The sequence below is a fragment of the Sphaerotilus microaerophilus genome (assembly GCF_023734135.1).
Taxonomy (GTDB): domain Bacteria; phylum Pseudomonadota; class Gammaproteobacteria; order Burkholderiales; family Burkholderiaceae_C; genus Sphaerotilus; species Sphaerotilus microaerophilus.
Window position 1 is genome coordinate 4,916,924 of record NZ_AP025730.1, and the last position, 19,185, is coordinate 4,936,108.

Sequence of the window (19,185 nt, forward strand, 5' to 3'; positions counted from 1 at the left end):
TTACCTGCGTTACGTCGAAAACAAGACACAGAACACCATGTCGCCCCAAAGCATCAACAACCAGCCCCTGGCCAAGCCCCTGCGCAGCCAGCTCGAAGCCACCGTCAAGTCCGCCCGCGACGTGGCCGAGAAAGGCGCCCAGGCCGCTCTGAGCCAACTGGCCGTGGGCGAAGCCACCGCCCCCGGCTACTTGACCGACGACCTCAAGGCCCTGCGCCGCCGCCTGCGCGCCCACGGCCGCGCGCTGGGCGACAAGAAGGCCAGCGACGACACCCAGGCCCTGCAGCACCTGGTCTGGGAAGTGGCCTACGAGCATTGGCACCGCATGCTGTTCGCCCGCTTCCTGGCAGAGAACGGCCTGCTGCTGTGGGAGCCCGGCGCGGCGGTGTCGCTGGACGACTGCGAAGCCCTGGTGCAGGAAGCCGACCCGGCGATGAACCTGGGCGCCAAGACCAAGTGGGAACTCGCCGGCAAGCTGGCCGCACGCATGCTGCCCCAGGTGTTCAAGCCGCAGAGCCCGGTGTTCGAGCTGGCCTTCGCGCCGGAGCACCAGCGCGAGTTGGAGCGCTTGCTGGCCGCGTTGCTGCCCGAGGTGTTCAAGGCCAGCGACAGCCTGGGCTGGGTCTACCAGTTCTGGCAGGCCAAGCGCAAGGACGAGGTCAACGCCTCGGAGGTGAAGATTGGCGCCGACGAGCTGCCCGCCGTCACCCAGCTCTTCACCGAGCCCTACATGGTGGACTTCCTGCTCCACAACTCGCTGGGCGCCTGGTGGGTGACACGCCACCCCGGTCAGACCTGCCCCGTGCCACTGACCTACCTGCGCACGTTGGACGACGGCACGCCCGCCGCCGGCAAGTTCGAAGGCTGGCCTGACCGGCTGGAAGACTTCAAGCTGCTGGACCCGTGCTGCGGCTCGGGCCACTTCCTGGTGGCGGCCTTCCTGCTGCTGGTGCCCATGCGCATGGCGGCCGAGGGCCTGAGCGCGATGGACGCGGTGGACGCCGTGCTGGCCGACAACCTGCACGGCCTGGAACTGGACGCCCGCTGCGTGGAAATCGCCGTTTTCGCACTTGCCCTGGCGGCCTGGCGTTTCCCAGACGAAAACGGCGACCCGCTGGGCGTGCGCGCCGACATGCCCGCGCCGCAGGTGGCCTGCTGCGGCCTGAAGGTGGCGGCCAAGCCCGAGGACTGGATGGCCCTCGTGCCGGATGACGCACCGAACGCGGCTTACCTGCGGCAGGAACTGCGCCTGCTGCACGCCAGCTTCGCCCAGGCGCCGCTGCTGGGCAGCCTGCTGGACCCGGCGCGCAGCCTGAAGAACGACCTGGCCACATCCAGCTTTGACACCCTGCGCGACCTGCTGGGGCGGGCACTGGCTACCGAGCGTTCGGCGACTCTGTGGGGGCAGGCCAGCGAGCTGCAGGACGACAGCTGGGACTTAGCGCTCACCGCGAAGGGCTTGCTGGATGCGGCCCGGCTGCTGGACGGGCGCTATCACCTGGTGGTGACCAACGTGCCCTACCTGGCGCGCGGCAAGCACCACGACACGCTGAAGGACTACTGCGAGGCCCATTACCCCGAGGCCAAGAATGACCTGGCCAATGTGTTCCTGGAGCGCTGTCTAGAGCTCAGCCGCGACCAAGGTGCAGGCGTGGTGCAAATCGTGATGCCGCAGAACTGGCTATTTCTTTCCAGCTACAAGAAGCAGAGGCAGTCGCTGCTCAAGTCGGTTCAGTGGAATCTGCTGGCTAGGCTAGGCGAAGGAGGTTTCGACAGCCCGCAGGCAGCGGGTGCATTCATCATCTTGCTCACTCAGACCAACGCCTTGGCGACTGAGGGCCATCAAGTGCGAGGTTTGGATGCCAGCGCGCCCAAAGCGGCACAGGAAAAGGCAGCGCTGCTACGCGAAGGTGAAATGCTGACCGCGAGTCAGAAGGGGCAGTTAGGGAATCCGGACGCAAAGGTGGTGCTCTCGGGCAATGCTTCGGGGACGCTCCTTAAGCTGTACGCGAAGAGCAACCTTGGGATTTGTACTGGAGACTACAGCCGCTTCGGTCGCTCGTTTTGGGAGGTTTCCAAGATTGAGGGAACCGAGTGGGCCTTCCAACAGAGTTCGGTCGAGTCTGTTTGCGAGTACGGCGGCGCTTCGCAAGTGTTGTATTGGCAGAGCGGCAGTGGCGAGTTTCTTGCCTATCTGCGTGAGCGGCTCGGGCCAGAACAAGTTGGGTCTTGGCTACGGGGAAGAGAAGCCTGGGGCAAGAAGGGAGTCACAATCACGGCGACCCGTAGCCTGCCCGTTACGCTCTATTCTGGCGAACTGTTTGACAACAACGTTAGCGTCGTTGTCCCCGACAAAGATGAGTATCTCCCTGCAATATGGTGCTACTTGTCGACAGGCAGCTTTCATGATGACGTCAGGAGCTTCAATCAGCAGCTGAAGATTACTGACCAGAGTTTTGTCGAGGTCACATTTGACCTTGAACATTGGCAACAAGTCGCCGTCGAGCGCTACCCCAACGGCCTGCCCAAACCGCATTCCGACGACCCCACCCAGTGGCTTTTCCATGGCCACCCGCAGTCAGCCACCGACCCACTGCAAGTCGCCGTCGCCCGCCTGGCCGGCTACCGCTGGCCGGCCGAGACCGACACGGCGATGGAGCTGGCAGACGAGGCCCGCACCTGGATTGCGCGCTGCGACCAGCTGGCCGAGCACATCGACGACGACGGCATCGTCTGCCTGCCCTCGGTGCGCGGCGAGGCGCCCGCCCATGACCGTCTGCTCAAGCTGCTGATTGCCGCCTGGGAGACCGTGCAGCCCGGCAGCTGGAAGCCCACCGTGCTCGACAAGCTGCTGGCCGATGCCGACTGCGCCGGCAAGGGCCTGGACGTCTGGTTGCGCGAGAAGTTCTTCGAGCAGCACGCCAAGCGCTTCCACCACCGCCCCTTCATCTGGCATGTGTGGGATGGCCTGAAGGACGGCTTCGCCGCGCTGGTGAACTACCACCTGCTCGACCACAAGAAGCTGGAACGCCTCATCCACACCTACCTGGGCGACTGGATACGCCAGCAGGAGGCCGGCGTGCGCTCTGGCGCTGACGGCGCGCAGCAGCGCCTGGCCGCCGCTCAGGACCTGAAACGTCGCCTGGAGCTCATCCTCGAAGGCGAGCCGCCCTACGACATCTTCGTGCGCTGGAAGCCGCTGGCCGAGCAGCCCATCGGCTGGAACCCCGACCTCAACGACGGCGTGCGCCTGAACATCCGCCCCTTCATGACCGCCGAGGTGCTGCGCCACAACAAGAAGCCCAAGCTCAACATCACCTGGGACAAGGACAGGGGCAAGGACGTGGAGAGTGCGCCGTGGTTCAAGACCTTTGGTGGCGACCGCATCAACGACCACCACCTGACGGTCGCGGAGAAGAAAGCAGCCCAGGAGGCACGCCGTGGCTGACTACGAAGGGATGCGATGGTTCAAGTGCGACTTCCAGGTTCAAACGCCCGAAGACGCTGCGCACTGGGATGATGCTGATACGCGGCTGCCGGAGCCACGCCTATCTCCGGTTTTGCCGGCGCCGGATGCCAATGGCGTGGTGGGACCTGCGAAGCCAGATGAAAGTCGCCTCCAGGAGATTGCGCGGACCTACCTTCGTCGTTGCCATGAGGTCGGCTTGGAGCTGATTGGCGTTACGGACCACAACTTCTCTCAGAGGACGGACCCTCGGGAGTGGTTCCTGACGCATCTGGTGGAGCAGAACAAAACGGTCGCAGGGGAGTTGGGGCGACAGCCGCTACACATCCTGCCGGGCTTCGAGGTGGACATTGGCTACCACGTGCTGTGCCTGTTCGAGCCGGCGAGGAAAGAGCGCGACATCCGGCGGGTAAACAAGCTGCTCTGTAAGCTCGGTCTGGACGAAGGCGAACGGTTCCAACGCGGCCAACCCAGGCCCTTGCGCAGAGCGGACGCGAATGTCTCGCTCAAGGACCTCATCGACCTCGTGCAAGGCAAGCGCAATGGCATCGTCATCGCGGCACACGCCGACCAAGCGGACGGCATTCTGGAAGGTGCCCGCAATGCGGACGACTACAAATACAAGAAGTTGCTTGCCTTTGAAGTAACCCAGAGTCCGCCTTCTAGGAGGGTTCTCGACATCGTTGAAGGGCGGAACCGTGAATGGTCCAGAACTGACTGCCACCCCGCCTACGTCATGTCGTCGGACGCCAAGTCGCTCAAGACAGACGACCAGGGGCAGCCCGTCGCCAACTCGCTGGGCTACCGGCACACCTGGCTCAAGATGTCCAAGCCTTCCATCGAGGCGCTGCGGCAAGCATTCCTGGACCCGCTGTCCCGCATCCAGCTGCAGGGCGCTCGCCCGAGCGAGGCGCTGGTGCATCCACGCATCACCAAGGTCTCGGTTCGAGGGGCGAGGTTTCTGGAAGACCAGGACGTGCACTTCTCGGAGGGCTTCAACTGCGTCATCGGCGGTCGCGGCAGCGGCAAGTCGTCTTTGCTGGAGTACGTGCGGTTTGCGATTGCGCACGAGGACCCGGCAGCCAAGACCGAAGACGAAGACCCATCTTTGCAGCGCAAGCGCAAGCTGCTGAAGGAGTCGCTGACGCCCGAGGCGGAACTGCGGGTCACCTTCGAGGTGGGCAACGGGGTGTCGGACACCTTGGTCTACGCGCCAGGGAAGCCCGCAGGCCAGCAACGGTGGCTGGATGGTCGCGAAGTGGCTGACCTGAACACCGTGCTTCGACAGCTCCAGCTTCAGTTCTTCAGCCAAGGCGAGCTCAGCCGCATGACCAACGGCGCGCAGGGCCAGGCTCAGGTCTTGGCGCTGATTGACACGGCCGCCGGAGCATCGCTGTTGGAGCTCAAGGCGACCGAGCGCGACCGCAAGGCGCACCTGAAAGCACTCTTCCAGAGCACACGCGACGCCGCCCGCCTGCAAGCTGAGGTCGCCGAGGCGCAGCAAGAGGCTGTCGAGCTGGCGCGGCAGTTAAAGGCGCGCGAGGCGGTCCAAGAGGACTCGCAGCTGAACCAGCTGGCACTGGAGGCACGTAGGCACCTCAACCGCATGAAATCGGCGGATGCGCCTGTCGTGGAAGCGGTGAACCAGGTACTGCAGCAGTTGGGCACGTCGCTGGAGCCGCTATCCGCCAGTGCGGACAACTGGCCGAACGCGGCTTGGTTCAAGGGCGCCACGACGCAGATGGAGCAGGCGCGGGCGGACTTGGCCGCGGCCATCACCAATGCCATGACTGGCTACCAGCAGGCGATGACCGCTTGCCTTGGGGAAGGCGCCACCCAGGCAACCGAGCAAGAAATTGCCGCCGTGCAGGAGCGTTTCCGCGCAGCATGCGTGGCGAGTGGCATCCGGGAAGAGGACATCGCCCGGATGCAGGGCCTGGAAGAAAAGCGCCAAGAGAAGCTGAAGTTGGTCGAGGAGCGACAGAAGCGACTGGCCGAGGTGCGGATTGAAGCGGACAAGTTTCCGCAGGTGCTCAGCGAGCTGCACGCGGTCTGGCGCTCGCAGTTCGATGCCCGCCGGGCAACGGCCGAAGCCATCCAGGCAGCTGTGGCCTCCCAGACCGTCCGGTTGACCACCGCCCTCATGGCCGACGAAGCGTCGTTCAAGGCGGCCTGGGCGCGGTTGGCCCCGACGGACAAGCGCGGGAAGCTGGCTCGCCGATGGGACGACTACGGTGACGAGCTGTTCCGTGAGTGGAAGAAGCGGGCCGATGCATCCGTCTGGGAGACGCTGGAAGCGGCAAGAGCGGACACAGGGGTGCTTGAGACCGTGCTCTTGGAAGGCCTGCACCAAGCGCTGTTCGTGCACCTCGACGGCGAAAACACCCGCCCCCTGTGGGAGGACGTGCGCATCTCCCGCGTGAGCGACGGCATCGACGTTGAGCTGTTGCGCGAGGACCGAACCGTTGCGGGCTCCATGAGTGGTGCCCTGTCAGAAGGGCAGCGGAACACCGTCCTGCTGAACCTGATGCTGGCACGCGGGGAAGGCCCCATCGTGATTGACCAGCCCGAGGACGAGCTGGACTCGAGCTTCATTTACCGCACCCTGGTTCGCGACCTGAGGGCTGCAAAGAGCAAGCGGCAACTGATAGTCGCCACGCACAACGCGAACCTGCCGGTCAACGCGGACGCCGAACAAATCTACGCCCTGGAGGCCCGGGACGGGCGTGGCAAGCCCCGCGCCCATGGCGGGCTCGACCGCAAGGGCGTGGCTGAGGCGGTGCTGGACATCATGGAAGGCTCAGAACAAGCCTTCAAGCAGCGCAGCGAGAAGTACCACTTCTGACGCGAGCGACCACCAGGGAGAACAAGGGCAACCATGACCAAGAAAATCAGCGGCGCAGAGTTCCCGCTCGCCAAAATCTTCAGCTCGGACTTCGACTATGTCATCCCGAGCTATCAGCGCCCCTACGCCTGGACGACGGTCCAGGCAGGTGAGCTTTTTTCCGACCTGCATGACTTCTACTGCAAGGAGGACAAGGAGGACACCTACTTCCTGGGCAGCATCGTGCTCATCAAGGAGGAAGGTAAGCCGCATGCCGAGGTGATAGACGGTCAGCAACGACTGACGACGCTGACCCTCCTGCTGGCCGCGTTGACCCACCGCGCCTCGGGGCAGATTCGCGATGCGTTCCACCGCTACCTGTGTGAGCCCGGCAACGTGCTGGAAGGCCTCGCCCAGAAGCCCCGGTTGACCCTGCGGGAGCGTGACAGCGCGTTCTTCAAGCGCTATGTGCAGGACGTGGCCCTGGACGAACTCCTGGCCCTAGACCCTGCCCAGCTGGAAAACGAGTCCCAGCGGAACATCCAGGCCAATGCGCGCCTGTTCTTGCAGCGGCTGGATGCGGCCTTCGGTGCGGACGCGACGGCGGCCACACAGTTCGGCGGCTTCCTTGTGCAGCGTTGCTTCCTGGTTGCGGTCTCGACGCCCAGCCAGCAGTCCGCGTTTCGGGTCTTCTCCGTGCTCAACAGCCGCGGCTTGAACCTGCTGCCCACGGACATCATCAAGTCTGACGTCATCGGCAAGGTGAAGCCTGCTCTTCGGGATGCCTACAACGACACCTGGGAAGAGCTGGAGGTGGAAACCGGCCGGGATGGTTTCGCCGAGGTCTTCGGGCATATCCGCATGATTTATGCGAAGGACAAGGCCCGCCGGGCCTTGCTCGAGGAGTTTCGGGAGCGGGTGACCGCGAAGGTGCCGTCGGCCGAAGACTTGGTCACGAAGGTCATCGAGCCCTACACCCAAGCCTATCTGGTGGCCAAGCATGCGCAGTACGTCTCCACGTCGAACGCCGCTGAAATCAACGCCTTGTTCCGTTGGCTGAACCGCATCGACAACTCGGATTGGCTGCCCAGCGCGATGAAGTTCCTCGCCGAGCACGAGTCCGATGCCAGCTACGTGCACTGGTTCGTCAAGCGGCTGGAGCGGCTCGCGGCATGCATGCACGTGTGCGGCTATGACGTGAACAGCCGAATCGAGCGCTACGGGCGGGTCCTTTCGGCGCTGGAGAAGCCCCATTCGATGGCTTCGCCGGTATCTGCCATCGAACTCACCGACCACGAAAGGACCAGCTTCCTGGCGCAGCTGCAGGGCGAGGTCTACCTGATGACGGCTCGGCGTCGGAACTACCTCATCCTTCGCCTTGACTCCTTCCTCGCCGATGGGGCGGCCACCTATGACCCCTCCATCCTGACCATCGAGCACGTCCTGCCGCAGACCGTGGCCAAGGATTCGGTCTGGGCAGCTCAGTGGCCCAACGTGGCCGACCAACTGCGATGGTTGCACCGCCTGGCCAACTTGGTGCCGCTCAATCAGCGTCGCAACTCCCAGGCGCAGAACCACGATTTCGAGCGCAAGAAGAAGGCCTACTTCGGAGGCAAGCAGGGGGTGTCGTCATACGTTCTGACCACGCAGGTGCTCAGTACGCCGACTTGGACGCCCTCAGTGGTCGAGCAGCGCCAGAAGGACCTGATGGACGTCCTTTCGACGTCCTGGGGCTTGAAGTGATGGCAACGCGTTTGAAGCCGTAAAGGCCGGCGCAGGGAGGAACACAACCATGGATATTCGTCTCATCGAGAAAACTGGCGTGCCGGCCTCGGAAATCGATGCGCATCAGCGCATCCAAAAGGGCTTCGACGCGGCGGCGTTCTCAAAGGGATGGCGGGGCTACGCCTCGTTCAAGCTGCCACGTGGTGGGCCTGGTGCAGGGGATGACGACTTCGACCTTGTGCTCGTCACGCACACCCACATCGTCGTCCTTGAACTGAAAAACTGGAGAGGCGGCAAGCTCACTGCGCGGGGTGGCAACTGGTATGTCGATGGTCAGCCGCGCGGGCGTTCGCCGGTTCCCCTGGTCAACCTCAAGGCGAAGCGACTGGGTACGACACTCAACACCCGTGTGGGCCCTGCGAAGACGCCGCTGGTGCTGTCCTTCGTGGTGTTGACCGGCAGCATCACGGAGCTCGACCTTTCGGAGGAACCGAAGGAAGCTGAGTCGGTGCTCTTCTTGGACGAGCTTCTGGATTGGGCCAAGCAGGCCGAGTACCAGAAGTTCATCACCCGCCCGGCACGCATCAACCCGCTCGGCTTCCTGAACGCCTACGACCTGTTCTTCGAAGGACAGAAAGGGCGTCCGGCGGGTTTCAACATCCATGGCTACCGCCCCGAGGCTCAACCGCTTTGGGAGCACCCGCGGAAGCTCTACGCCGAGTTCCGCGCCAAGGAAAAGCAGGACCCGGACAAACTTGCCTTGCTCCGGCAGTGGGATTTCGGGGCGCTGGGCAGCGAGCTCATTGGCGAAGGTGAGCGCGGATTCATCGGCCTGCGCGAGCAGCGGGTTTTTGAGCATGTCGAACCGCGCAACGAAGAGCTCTCGCGCAGCTTGCTGCGGCCGATTGCGCGCATGGCCGAGTCCGATGTCACCCGCGACTTCGCTGAACTCTATGCGCTGCCACCCAAGGTCACCCGGCTAAGCGAGTTTGTCAATTCAGGGCTGCCGAAGCTTGCTCCGCCAGAGCGCGTGGTGCTGGTGAAGGCCATGCTGCAGCGCTTTGCCGACTTGCATGACCTGAACGTGGCCCATCGTGACATCGGTGCCCACTGCCTGTGGGTCGAGCGCCCGGCCAAGGTGGTGATTTCGGGCTTTCCGGCGGCCTACTACCCGACGATGGCGACCATCGGCACATTCCGCGAGCGGGTGCAGGTGGAGCGCTCCAACCTTCCCGAGGATTCCGGCCAGTTGGAGGGTGCCACGCCGTTCAGGCGTGACATCTACATGCTCGGCGTCCTGGCGCATCTGATGCTCCATGGGGAGCGTCCACCACGCGTGGACGGTCATTTCGTCTGGGAGCCAAGGGCGTCGGATGCCTTCGGCGGGGTGTTCGATGCCGCGCTCAGGAAGGCACTCAGCGCAGAGCCCAAGGTTCGCTTCGAGACCGCCCGGGACATGCTGGAGGCTTTCAACGAGGCGTCCAAGAAGGACAGCGAACAGGTCATCGACCTGGTTGCCTTCGAGGTCTACCGGGCCAAGAGTCGGGTGCGTGACTACCCGGAGGAAGGGGAGCCCCTCACCGATGACGATGACTTGTTGGCTTTCCGAAGCACCTTTGAAGGCCAACCGGTCCTGGTCAAGGAATGGCATGGTGTCGAGCCCGACCTGAAGCGTCCGGACCAGGCCATCCGCCTGCTCTCCTTCCTGGAGCGGGCGAGGAACCTCCGTGCGGCCGCGCTTCCAGGTGTGGCCGGCGTGCTTGACAGCGGCCTGAGTCGGCGCAGCTTGCTGGTGGTTCAGCGCTGGGTTGAAGGTGAAACTCTGGCCGATTGGCTGAAACGGCCGCAGGAGCGTGACGCGCGGTTGGGCGTGGCACGGGCATTGACCAGCACCCTGGCGCAGATGCACGCCTTCGAGTGGCCGCATGGCGACATCAAGCCGGACAACATCGTCGTGAACGGTGAAGGTCGTCCGGTGCTTGTTGACATGCTGGACTTCAGGCGGTCTGCCAGCGACGCCTACTCCACGGCTTACCTGCCTTCGGACTACAAGACTTTGTCCCCACTTGCTCGGGACCGCTATGCCTTGGCAGCGGTTCTGGACGAATTGCTGGTGCAGGGCCAGGACGAAGCAAGCCTGCTGGGCTTGGAGCGCGTGCGAGAAGAGATTCAGCGCCTGCTCACGGAGCGGCTGGTCTCGGCGCTTGAGCCCCTGCAGAGCGCTTTGGACGGCAAGGGGCAGTCGACCGACCTGCCTGACGTCGAACCGTACCGCATTGCCATTCGTGGGCTCGCCGGCACGGGCGTACAGGCAGGCGAACTGCTGGGCGACAACGGGTACTTCTATCTCACAATGGAGAACTCCCGGAAGAACCCAGGCTCCAGGTTGATTCATCTGACAGGGGCTGGCGTCAAGCTGACCGTGGAATGGCAGCCCCGAGAGCGTCGAGCTGCTTGGGTCACGGTCAAGCCGGCCGACCTGTCGCAGCTCATCTGGGCGCAGGACAAGTGCCTTGGACGGATTCGAGCCAGGCTCGTCGTGTCCGACGGTCCCAGAAATGATGCCTCTGACCTCGAGCCATCGCTGGAAATCTGGGACGAGGAGTTCAGCGACCAATCGACGCAAGAGTCTGAGGATGAGCGGTCTTCCGACTCGCCCGCTGCAACTGTGTTGGCCAAGAGCGCGGTTGACGATGGTGCTGAACCTGCTTCGGTCGTCAAGGAGCCTGAGATTGACGTCGAGGAGCTCTGGCGCGGCCTACTTGCAGCGGAAGAGGAATCGCTGCCAGTTGCCACCGTCGTCGGTGAGGCACGTCGCAACCCGCAGCGTGAACATCAGATGTTGCTGCCCTGCGCGCTGGACGGGGCAGGCTTTGACCCCGACATCGATGACCACACCTGGGTCGAGCGACAGAATGCGGAGGGACTGTGGCGCCGCTGTGGCGACCTGGAACTGCGAGACACCTCCCTTGGTGCGAATGCCGAACTCGCCATCGAGCGTTGGGGCGGCAAGCCGCCGAAGCCGGGCGACAAGCTCAGGCTGCGCAGCAACATGGAAAGCGCGTCGCTGTCGCGCCGGGCTGCAGCGGTCGAACGCATCTTGGAAGGGCGCTCTGTTGTCCCTGACCTGATGGCCTACTTTCAGGCGTCGGGTACGCAACCGGTGCCGATGGAGTTCCACCGTCCTCCCGAAGAAGCGTTGGATGCCTACGCGCAGGGCAGCAAGCGGCTGAACGACAGTCAGAAGGAGGCCTTCCGCAAGGCGCTGCAGTTTGGCCCCCTGAGCTTGCTTCAAGGGCCACCAGGCACGGGTAAGACGTGGTTCATCGCTTCGCTCCTGCACTATTTGGTGACGAAGGAGGGTGCGCGTCGCGTCTTGGTCGTGAGCCAAGCGCATGAGGCCGTCAACAACGCCCTGGAAAAGGCGCTGGAGCTGTTCGAGGCCAAGGGCGTCGCCTTCGACGCTGTGCGGCTGGGGCACGAGTCCGTGGTCTCGGAAACCATACGGCATTTGCACTCTTCGTCGATTGAGCAGTCATATCGAGAGCGCTTCAAGGCTGAGTACAAGGAACGCGTCGTCCGGCTCGCCACGGAAATGGGTCTGCCAGGGGAGTTCGCGGCAGCCGCCGTGAAACTGCACGTCAACGTCGGTCGTCTGGTCGACCAGATTTCAGCCTTGGTATCTGAACTTCCGGCTCCCGCGCGAGGCCGCAACCGAGATGCCGACCAGGAGGCTTCCGCCGAGGAGGTGGCAGCGCAGCGCGGTCGGCAACTGACGGAAGCTTTGCAGGAAATCTGCAAACGGGACTATCAATACGATGTTGGCGAAGTGCAGCTTGGCGAGGTGTTGGACGACCTCTACGGCCAGCTGGCAGACCAGTACGAGGTTCATTCTCCGCAGGCTGTCGAGCGTCTTCGACGCCTCCTGAAGATGTCGGACGACTGGCTCAAGACCCTGGGCGAGCCCGCCGCCAACTTCGTCGAGTTCTTGGCCAAGTCACGGACGGTCGTGGCCGGGACCCTTGTGGGCATCGGTCGCCGGGCAGCCGGCGTCATCCAGAACATGTACGACTGGGTGGTCATCGACGAAGCGGGCCGTGCTGCTCCGAGTGAGTTGGCTGTCGCGATGCAGACTGGACGACGCATCTTGCTGGTGGGCGACCACAAGCAGCTGCCACCGACGTTCGAACAAGAAGTGCGCGAGACGGTGTCGAGGAAGCTCGGCTACGCGCCTGACTCTCGAGCGTTTGCCAGTGACTTCGAACGTGTGTTCGACTCCACGTACGGGCTGACAGTTGGCGCTTCGCTGAAGGAACAGTACCGCATGGCTCCCACCATCGGGGAGCTGGTATCGGAAGTCTTCTACGGCAGCCGCCTTGCGACCGGCCGCGGCCCCTCCTGGCTGGACACCAGTCTGCTTCCTGCGCAATTGCGCCATGAGGTCTGCTGGGTGGACACCTCGCCGCTCGGGCGCAGCGCCTTTGAGAGTGCCTCGCCAGACCGTATCGATTGTTGGAACGACGCCGAAGCTGGCGTGGTCATGGGTGTGCTTCGTGCCCTGCTGCAGAACCAGGGGCTGGTTCGGGCGTTGAAGGAGGGGCTTCAACCCGGTGACCCCATCGTGGGCGTCATCTGCATGTACTCGAAGCAGCGTGAGGTGCTGAACCGCCTCAAGAGCGAGGCCCGCTGGATTCCGGCGGACCTTCGGCGACTGGTCAAGGTTGACACGGTCGACAGCTACCAAGGCAAGGAGAACCGCATCGTTATCCTGTCGACGGTTCGCAACAACGCCCAACAGAACCCGGGGTTCTTGCGGAGCCCGAATCGCATCAACGTGGCGATGTCGCGCGCCATGGAGCGGCTGGTGGTCGTCGGTGCTGCGCCCATGTGGAGAGGCAAGAACGAAGGGACACCGCTGGGGCAGGTCCTGAAGAAGATTGAGTCGCTGTGTGCGGCCGACCGGGCCACCATCGCTAAGGCTCAGGAGTTCCGCGCATGAGCATCGACCATATCCCGTTCAACAGAATCACCTTCGCGCTGCCGGTGCAGCCCTTCAAGGTGACCGCGTTTATCTCCACGCAGGAGCGCCTGCCTGCTGTCACTGAGTTCGTGCTGAGGCTCCTGCACACCTGTGGGCGCGTGTCGTTGGCTGGCTTCCGGGACTACTTCGGGTTCTCCGAGGCTGAGGCGCTTTCCGTCATCGAGTCACTGGACCGGCAAGGCTACGTCACGTTGTCCGAAGACCAGCTGACACTCAGTGAAGAGATGCGCCAACGCTTTGAGACATCGCCCGACGATTGCCCATGGGTGACGAAGCTGAAGCGCCGTACGGACGTCGTGCCGTTCGACTTGTTGACGTTTTCGATGCTTGGGCGGGCCGAGTTTGCGTTCGCCTCGGCGAACTGGGTGAAGCTGAACCCACCGCCTGAGCTCGTCGGCAATAGCTTGGAAAAGGCTCGCCATGCGTACCGGGAGAGTTTCGTCCGAATCGAGCGTGAGACGGCGCGGTCGCGTGGCGAGGAGCGGGAGCGGTCCTATGGCGTCCACTCGATTGAAAGCATTGAAGCTCGAAAGCCAGGTTTTGTGCCGCTGACCGTGAGTCTGGAGGTTGATGCGAAGAATGCAGTGACGGCAAGGTTGCCGAACGAGTTCGAAGCGGGGGCCAGCCTAGAACTGCTGACGGAGTTCAGGGAGCGCGTTGCGGCTTCTTTGGAGAGCCACGCTCAAGTTGGCGAGGACGGCGTGCAGGAGTTCCTCGCGTTGTTCGAGCTCGACTTCCTTCGTCCATACGCACTGGAGGCCGACCTGAACGCTCACAAGCTGGCCACGGACGTCGAACGTGGTTTGAGCGCTCCAGCAGGTATTCAGCCGCTATTCGGCGGCGTGTATCTCAAAAGGAATCGCGACGCGGTGCTGAGTCACATTCATGAGGCGCGAGGTGGGCACAAGGGGCAGCCGAGCTTCCAAAGCTCGCTCGGTTGGCTCGCACCCGACTACGCGCTGTGGGGGCGCGGCGACGACTTCAAGCAGTCCGTGGATGCCTTTCGGAAGGCAATTCGGAACATCGGCAAGGGCGATGACCTATACGTGTTCGACAGAGCGGAAGAGCGTCAAGAGGCGGCCGTGAGAAGCATGTACACGGGTACAGGCCTGGTTGAACTGCACCTCATGCGGCCGCCGCCCGCTTCGTCGGCACGCTGGCATGCTTCCCTCGAACTGATGCTGTATCCCGGGAGGTTCGCAGTGGTGCTGCTTCACGCGGCGCTGCCCTCGTCGCCTGGTGCGCGCGTGCCCTTCGGATTCATTTCGACCCGTCCGAAGCACTTGCGACTGGTCCATCAGCTCATGCTCGAAGCCGGGAACGGAAACCGTTACGCCGGGCGTTGGAGTCCCGGCCGCGAAGGCGGTCCAAGTCGGCCGCAGACCCTCTTCGCCGCGTGCTCCTTCCTCGCGTACTCAGACATCCAGCTGCCGTCTACTCCATGACGTGTCTCAAATGAATCTCAAGTCAAAACTCGCTGAGGCGCTGCAGTCTGCGGCCAAGGTCAATCGGTCCCTGATGACCGCTCCCGCTGCGGTACTTTGGGCAGACCCTGACCGTCAGTGGCAGAAGGTCATCCCATCGCTTGCCGAGTGTGTCCCTGGTCTTTTGACCTTGGGGGACTACGAGCCGGGGGCGAATCGAGGTCCGAGCATCTGGCTGAAGGCCGTTGTCGGCGGTGCGATACCGTTGCTCAAGCCCGGTGCGCTTCCTGTCATCTACTTGCCTGGCATCAGCAAGGCAGACCTGAGGGCTATCGAGTCATGTCCCCGGGACCTGCAGCCGCTTGCAGAGTTGCAGTATCGCGGGACGTTCTGGGGTCAGGTGAACGGGAAGGACTGGACCGTCAACGCCTTCCTGACGTCCAAGGGTGGTGGCCTCGGGTTGGACGTCGCCCAAGACAAGGTGACCCAGGAGGCGTTGGCCCAGGTACTTGATGCCGGCGTGCTGATGGAGACCACAGTGGCGGACCTCCAGGGGCGCTCCATCAACGCGGAATGGTTGCTCAGCCTTTTGGCACCGAACCCCACCCGCGACCTACTGCTGTGGATGAACGAACCATCTGTTGTTCAACATCAGTGGGGTGATGTTCTTTGGAGCGTTTTCATCAAGCGCTGCAGGTCTGATTTCGGCTTCGACCCGGTCGCAGACGGAGTGCTGGTGGCCGCCGAGCGCCTGGCCAAGGGCGAAGGCAAGTGGGCTGCGGTTGCGGTGCTGTACCGCGACTCGTTCGCCAGCTTCCCGAACGTGTACCCGCTGTTGGCGAAGGTGCAGCCACCGCAACTTGGGCTCTTCCCCGACCAGGACCAGTTGGCCGGCTACCCGCAGGCCAACGAGCAAGGTGAGGGCGCGCTCCGCTACGCCCTGTCGGCATGCGCAAGCATGGATGCCGCTCAGGCCCGCTCTGCTGTGGTCTCCGCGGAGAAGGAGCACGGGCTGCGCCGCGGCTGGCTGTGGTCACGCATGGGGCGGTCGCCGTTGGCTACCGCGCTGGAACACCTTGCGGACGTCGCCCAGAGAAGTGCCGCTCTTCCCATCGGGCGGACACCGGCAGAGCTGGCGGCGAGCTACCAAGAAACTGGCTGGCAAGTCGACCAAGCTGCGTTGAAGGCACTTAGCTGCGCCCATGCCAAGAGCGACGCGGAGCCCGTTGGTGCAGCGTTGCGGGCGATGTATCTGCCCTGGTTGGAGGAGTCCGCCAGGAGGCTGCAGGACGCCGTCAAGGGCACAGGGGGCCTGACCGTGCTGCCGACTCAAGACACCGAACACCTGCCGGAGGGGGTTTGTACGGTCTTCGTCGACGGCCTGCGCTATGACGTCGCCAAACTGCTGGAGCAGCGCCTTTCGTCGCAGGGCAAGACTCGCCTTGAAGCGCAGTGGACCAGCATGCCTTCGGTCACGGCATCTGGAAAGGCCTGGTGCTCGCCGGTGGCCAACCTCGTCGCAGGGACTGCAGACGACGTTGACTTCGAACCCAGGGTGGCTGCCGACGGCAAACCGCTGTCGGGCCACAACCTCCGTAGGCTGCTGGCCGAACAAGGTGTGGCACCCTTGGAGAAGCACGAGACGGGTGACTCGCAAGGTCGCGCCTGGACCGAGGCCGGTGACCTGGACCACTATGGGCACGAACATGGTCTTCGCCTCGCGCGGGACATGACGACCCAGCTCGACCAAGTTGTTGAGCGCATCGCAGAGTTGGCCGATGCCGGCTGGAAGCGTATCCGTATCGTCACCGACCACGGTTGGCTGCTTGTCCCTGGCGGGCTACCGAAGTCCGAACTTGCGAAGCACCAGGCCGAGACGCGGTGGGGACGCTGCGCCGTACTCAAGGACAGCGCCCACGGCACGCCGCTGACCTTCGGCTGGGACTGGTGTAAAGCCGTGCAAGTGGCTTACGCCCCAGGGGTGACCAACTTCATTGCGGGCGCAGACTACGCGCACGGCGGCATCAGCCTGCAGGAGTGCCTTGTCCCCGTCCTGCAGCTGGAATGCGCCGGCGCAGCCGCGCCAGGAACAGCGGTGACGATTCAGTCGGTCAGCTGGAAGGGTCTGCGATGCACGGTGGTGGTGGCGGGCGCCTCGCCGGGCCAGCGGGTGGACATCCGGACGAAGGCGGCGCTGGCCTCCAGCTCGCTGGCAGCAAGCAAGCCCATCGACGGCGGCAAGGCCAGTCTCGCGGTGGCGGATGATGAGCAAATGGGTACAGCAGCCGTGGTGGTGGTGCTTGGTGCTGACGGTGAGGTCCTGCAGAAGCGGTCCACTACGGTAGGAGAAAAGTGACGATGCAACTCGACGAACTGGACCGCAAGGCCACAACCGCCTACGAGGGCTACGTGGTGCGCAAGGACTTGGTGCGCACCTTCAGCCGCCAGTTCCCGGTGCCGACCTACGTGGTCGAGTTCCTGCTTGGCCGCTACTGCGCCACGACGGACGAGGCTGAAATCCAGGAAGGCCTGGACATCGTGCAGCGGCAGCTGGGCTCCCGCACCGTCAAGGCGGGCGAGGAGGAGCTGTTCAAGGCCCGTGCCCGTGAGTCAGGGTCCGTCAAAATTATCGACATCATCACAGCGCGGCTGGACTCGAAGACGGATTCCTACGTCGCCAGTCTGCCCAGCCTCCGGCTGACGGATGTGCGCTTGACCCCCGAGTTGGTCAAGGAACATGAGCGGATGCTCACCGGCGGCTTCTACGCTGAGGTGACGCTGGGCTACGACGCCTCGATAGCCCAGGAGAAAGGCGGCCGGCCCTTCGGAGTGGATGCCCTGCGTGCCATCCAGCTGTCCAAGCGCGAGGTGCTGGACGAGCTGGCCAGGGGACGCGAGCAATTCACGACGGCCGAGTGGCGTGACCTGCTGCTGCGCAGCGTCGGCTTTGAACCGGAAACCCTGGCGGAGCGGGCCAAGGATGCGTTGCTGCTGCGCATGGTGCCGTTCGTCGAGCGCAACTACAACCTCGTCGAGCTGGGGCCACGCGGCACCGGCAAGTCGCATCTGTTCCAACAGGTTTCGCCGTATGCGCACCTCATCTCAGGCGGCAAGGCCACCGTGGCGCGCATGTTTGTCAACAACGCCAGCGGCCAACGTGGCTTGGTGTGCCAGTACGACGTGGTCTGCTTCGACGAAGTGTCGGGCGTCTCCTTCGACCAGAAGGACGGCGTCAACATCATGAAGGGATACATGGAGAGCGGGGAGTTCTCCCGTGGCAAGGAAAGCATCCGCGCGGACGGCTCCATCGTGCTGGTCGGCAACTTCGACGTTGACGTTGAGCACCAGCAGCGCATCGGTCACCTGTTCGGCCCATTGCCGCCCGAGATGCGCGACGACACGGCCTTCATGGACCGCATCCACTGCTTCCTGCCCGGCTGGGACGTGCCCAAGCTGAACCCGGGGCTGTTCACCCAGCACTTCGGATTGGTCAGCGACTTCCTGTCCGAGTGCTTCACGCAGCTGCGTGGCCAAAGCCGGGTTTCGACCTTGCAGGGCCGCGTCTACTGGGGCGGTGCGCTCTCCGGTCGGGACCTCAACGGTGTCAACAAGACCGTCAGCGGCCTGCTGAAGCTGCTGTACCCGAACGCGGAGACGCCGGTCAGCGACGAGGACCTGGAATGGGCCGTTCGGCTCGCGCTGGAAGTGCGGCGGCGGGTCAAGGAGCAGCAGAAGCGCATCGGCGCTGCCGAGTTCCGCAACACCCACTTCAGCTACACGATGGGTGCCGAAGGCGTCGAGAAGTTCGTCTCTACGCCTGAGCTGCAGAGCCAGGGGGGCATCGGCGACGAGCCGCTGGAGTGCGGGCAGATTTGGACATTAAGTCCGGGCGGCCAGGATGAACATCCCGGTTTGTTCCGCCTGGAGGCGACCGAAGGGCCGGGCAGTGGCGTGAGGGTTCTCAACAACCCGGTGCCCGCGCCGTTCAAAGAGTCGATTCGTTGCGCCGAGCAAAACCTCTATGCGCGCTCTCAGCAACTTGTTGGCGACCGGGACCCGAGGTCGCACGAGTTCTCGGTGCAACTGCGTGGCTTCGATGCAGCCAAATCTGGCGCCAAGACCGGCGTGGCCGCGCTCATCGCGTTGTCCAGCGCGCTGCTGAAGAAGTCTGTCCGCGGTGGCCTGGTGGTGGTCGGCGAGGTGACCCTGGGCGGCACCATCGAGCCCACCCACAACGCTGTGACGCTGGCCGAAATCGCGGTCGAGAAGGGCGCCAAGTCCCTCCTGTTGCCTGTCTCGTGCCGTCGGCAGTTGTTCGACCTGTCCGACGAGATGGCGACCAAGCTCGATATCGAGTTCTATCAAGACGGGCGGGATGCGTTGTTGAAGGCGCTGGCTGACTGATGGCACGACCCTCGACAGTGAGCGGTCCGGCGCACGCGCTGAGGGGTAGGTGCGCGCCTGCAGCCATCAGGGTCACCAACCTCTCCGACCTTCCGGGAGTTCGTCCGTGCCCGTGTAAGGTCGGACAGCAGCACGGGGCTGCATGACTCTTCTCTAACGTCGGAGAGCTCGACCACCCTACGTATTGCCGTCCCCTTCCTGGCCCCCTCTGCACGCGCGTAGCCTCCCTATGCTCACCGATGGCGCGGTGCTGCCCGGCCAGCCCTTCAGACAGGCCCTCCTGCCCACCCCAAGGCTGCAA

General features: G+C 63.8%; 7 protein-coding genes. All 7 read left to right on the forward strand.

The genetic code is table 11. The features are described 5' to 3' along the window. Positions 1-37 precede the first annotated feature (37 nt). Genes NGK70_RS21045 through brxL form a run of 7 tightly spaced genes read left to right on the forward strand, consistent with a single transcriptional unit; the run spans position 38 to position 18,884 of the window. Complete coding sequence (locus NGK70_RS21045; protein ID WP_251970425.1) at positions 38-3,448, forward strand: BREX-1 system adenine-specific DNA-methyltransferase PglX; 3,411 nt, start codon at positions 38-40, stop codon at positions 3,446-3,448. Continuing rightward, positions 3,441-6,311 carry a TrlF family AAA-like ATPase gene (locus NGK70_RS21050; RefSeq protein WP_251970426.1) on the forward strand — a complete coding sequence of 957 codons (2,871 nt, stop codon included), beginning with the start codon at positions 3,441-3,443 and terminating at the stop codon, positions 6,309-6,311. The genes NGK70_RS21045 and NGK70_RS21050 overlap by 8 nt, the downstream gene beginning before the upstream one ends. Before the next feature lie 33 nt (positions 6,312-6,344). Further along, entirely contained in the window at positions 6,345-8,033 is a 1,689-nt protein-coding gene (locus NGK70_RS21055; protein WP_251970427.1) for a DUF262 domain-containing protein, read from the forward strand. 49 nt (positions 8,034-8,082) lie between these two features. After that, entirely contained in the window at positions 8,083-13,014 is a 4,932-nt protein-coding gene (locus NGK70_RS21060; protein ID WP_251970428.1) for an AAA domain-containing protein, read from the forward strand. Then, complete coding sequence (locus NGK70_RS21065) at positions 13,011-14,501, forward strand: hypothetical protein (RefSeq protein WP_251970429.1); 1,491 nt, start codon at positions 13,011-13,013, stop codon at positions 14,499-14,501. Before NGK70_RS21060 ends, NGK70_RS21065 begins: the two co-directional genes overlap by 4 nt. A 10-nt stretch (positions 14,502-14,511) precedes the next feature. After that, positions 14,512-16,836 carry a BREX-1 system phosphatase PglZ type B gene (gene pglZ, locus NGK70_RS21070; protein ID WP_251970430.1) on the forward strand — a complete coding sequence of 775 codons (2,325 nt, stop codon included), beginning with the start codon at positions 14,512-14,514 and terminating at the stop codon, positions 16,834-16,836. 2 nt (positions 16,837-16,838) lie between these two features. Next, positions 16,839-18,884, forward strand: coding sequence for a protease Lon-related BREX system protein BrxL (gene brxL, locus NGK70_RS21075; protein WP_256490699.1), 2,046 nt, complete (start codon positions 16,839-16,841; stop codon positions 18,882-18,884). Positions 18,885-19,185: the final 301 nt, after the last annotated feature.

Coding starts and splice junctions, on each gene's coding strand:
- NGK70_RS21060 (WP_251970428.1), top strand. CDS start 8,083: ATGGATATTCGTCTCATCGAGAAAACTGGCGTGCCGGCCTCGGAAATC.
- NGK70_RS21045 (WP_251970425.1), top strand. CDS start 38: ATGTCGCCCCAAAGCATCAACAACCAGCCCCTGGCCAAGCCCCTGCGC.
- NGK70_RS21065 (WP_251970429.1), top strand. CDS start 13,011: ATGAGCATCGACCATATCCCGTTCAACAGAATCACCTTCGCGCTGCCG.
- pglZ (WP_251970430.1), top strand. CDS start 14,512: ATGAATCTCAAGTCAAAACTCGCTGAGGCGCTGCAGTCTGCGGCCAAG.
- brxL (WP_256490699.1), top strand. CDS start 16,839: ATGCAACTCGACGAACTGGACCGCAAGGCCACAACCGCCTACGAGGGC.
- NGK70_RS21055 (WP_251970427.1), top strand. CDS start 6,345: ATGACCAAGAAAATCAGCGGCGCAGAGTTCCCGCTCGCCAAAATCTTC.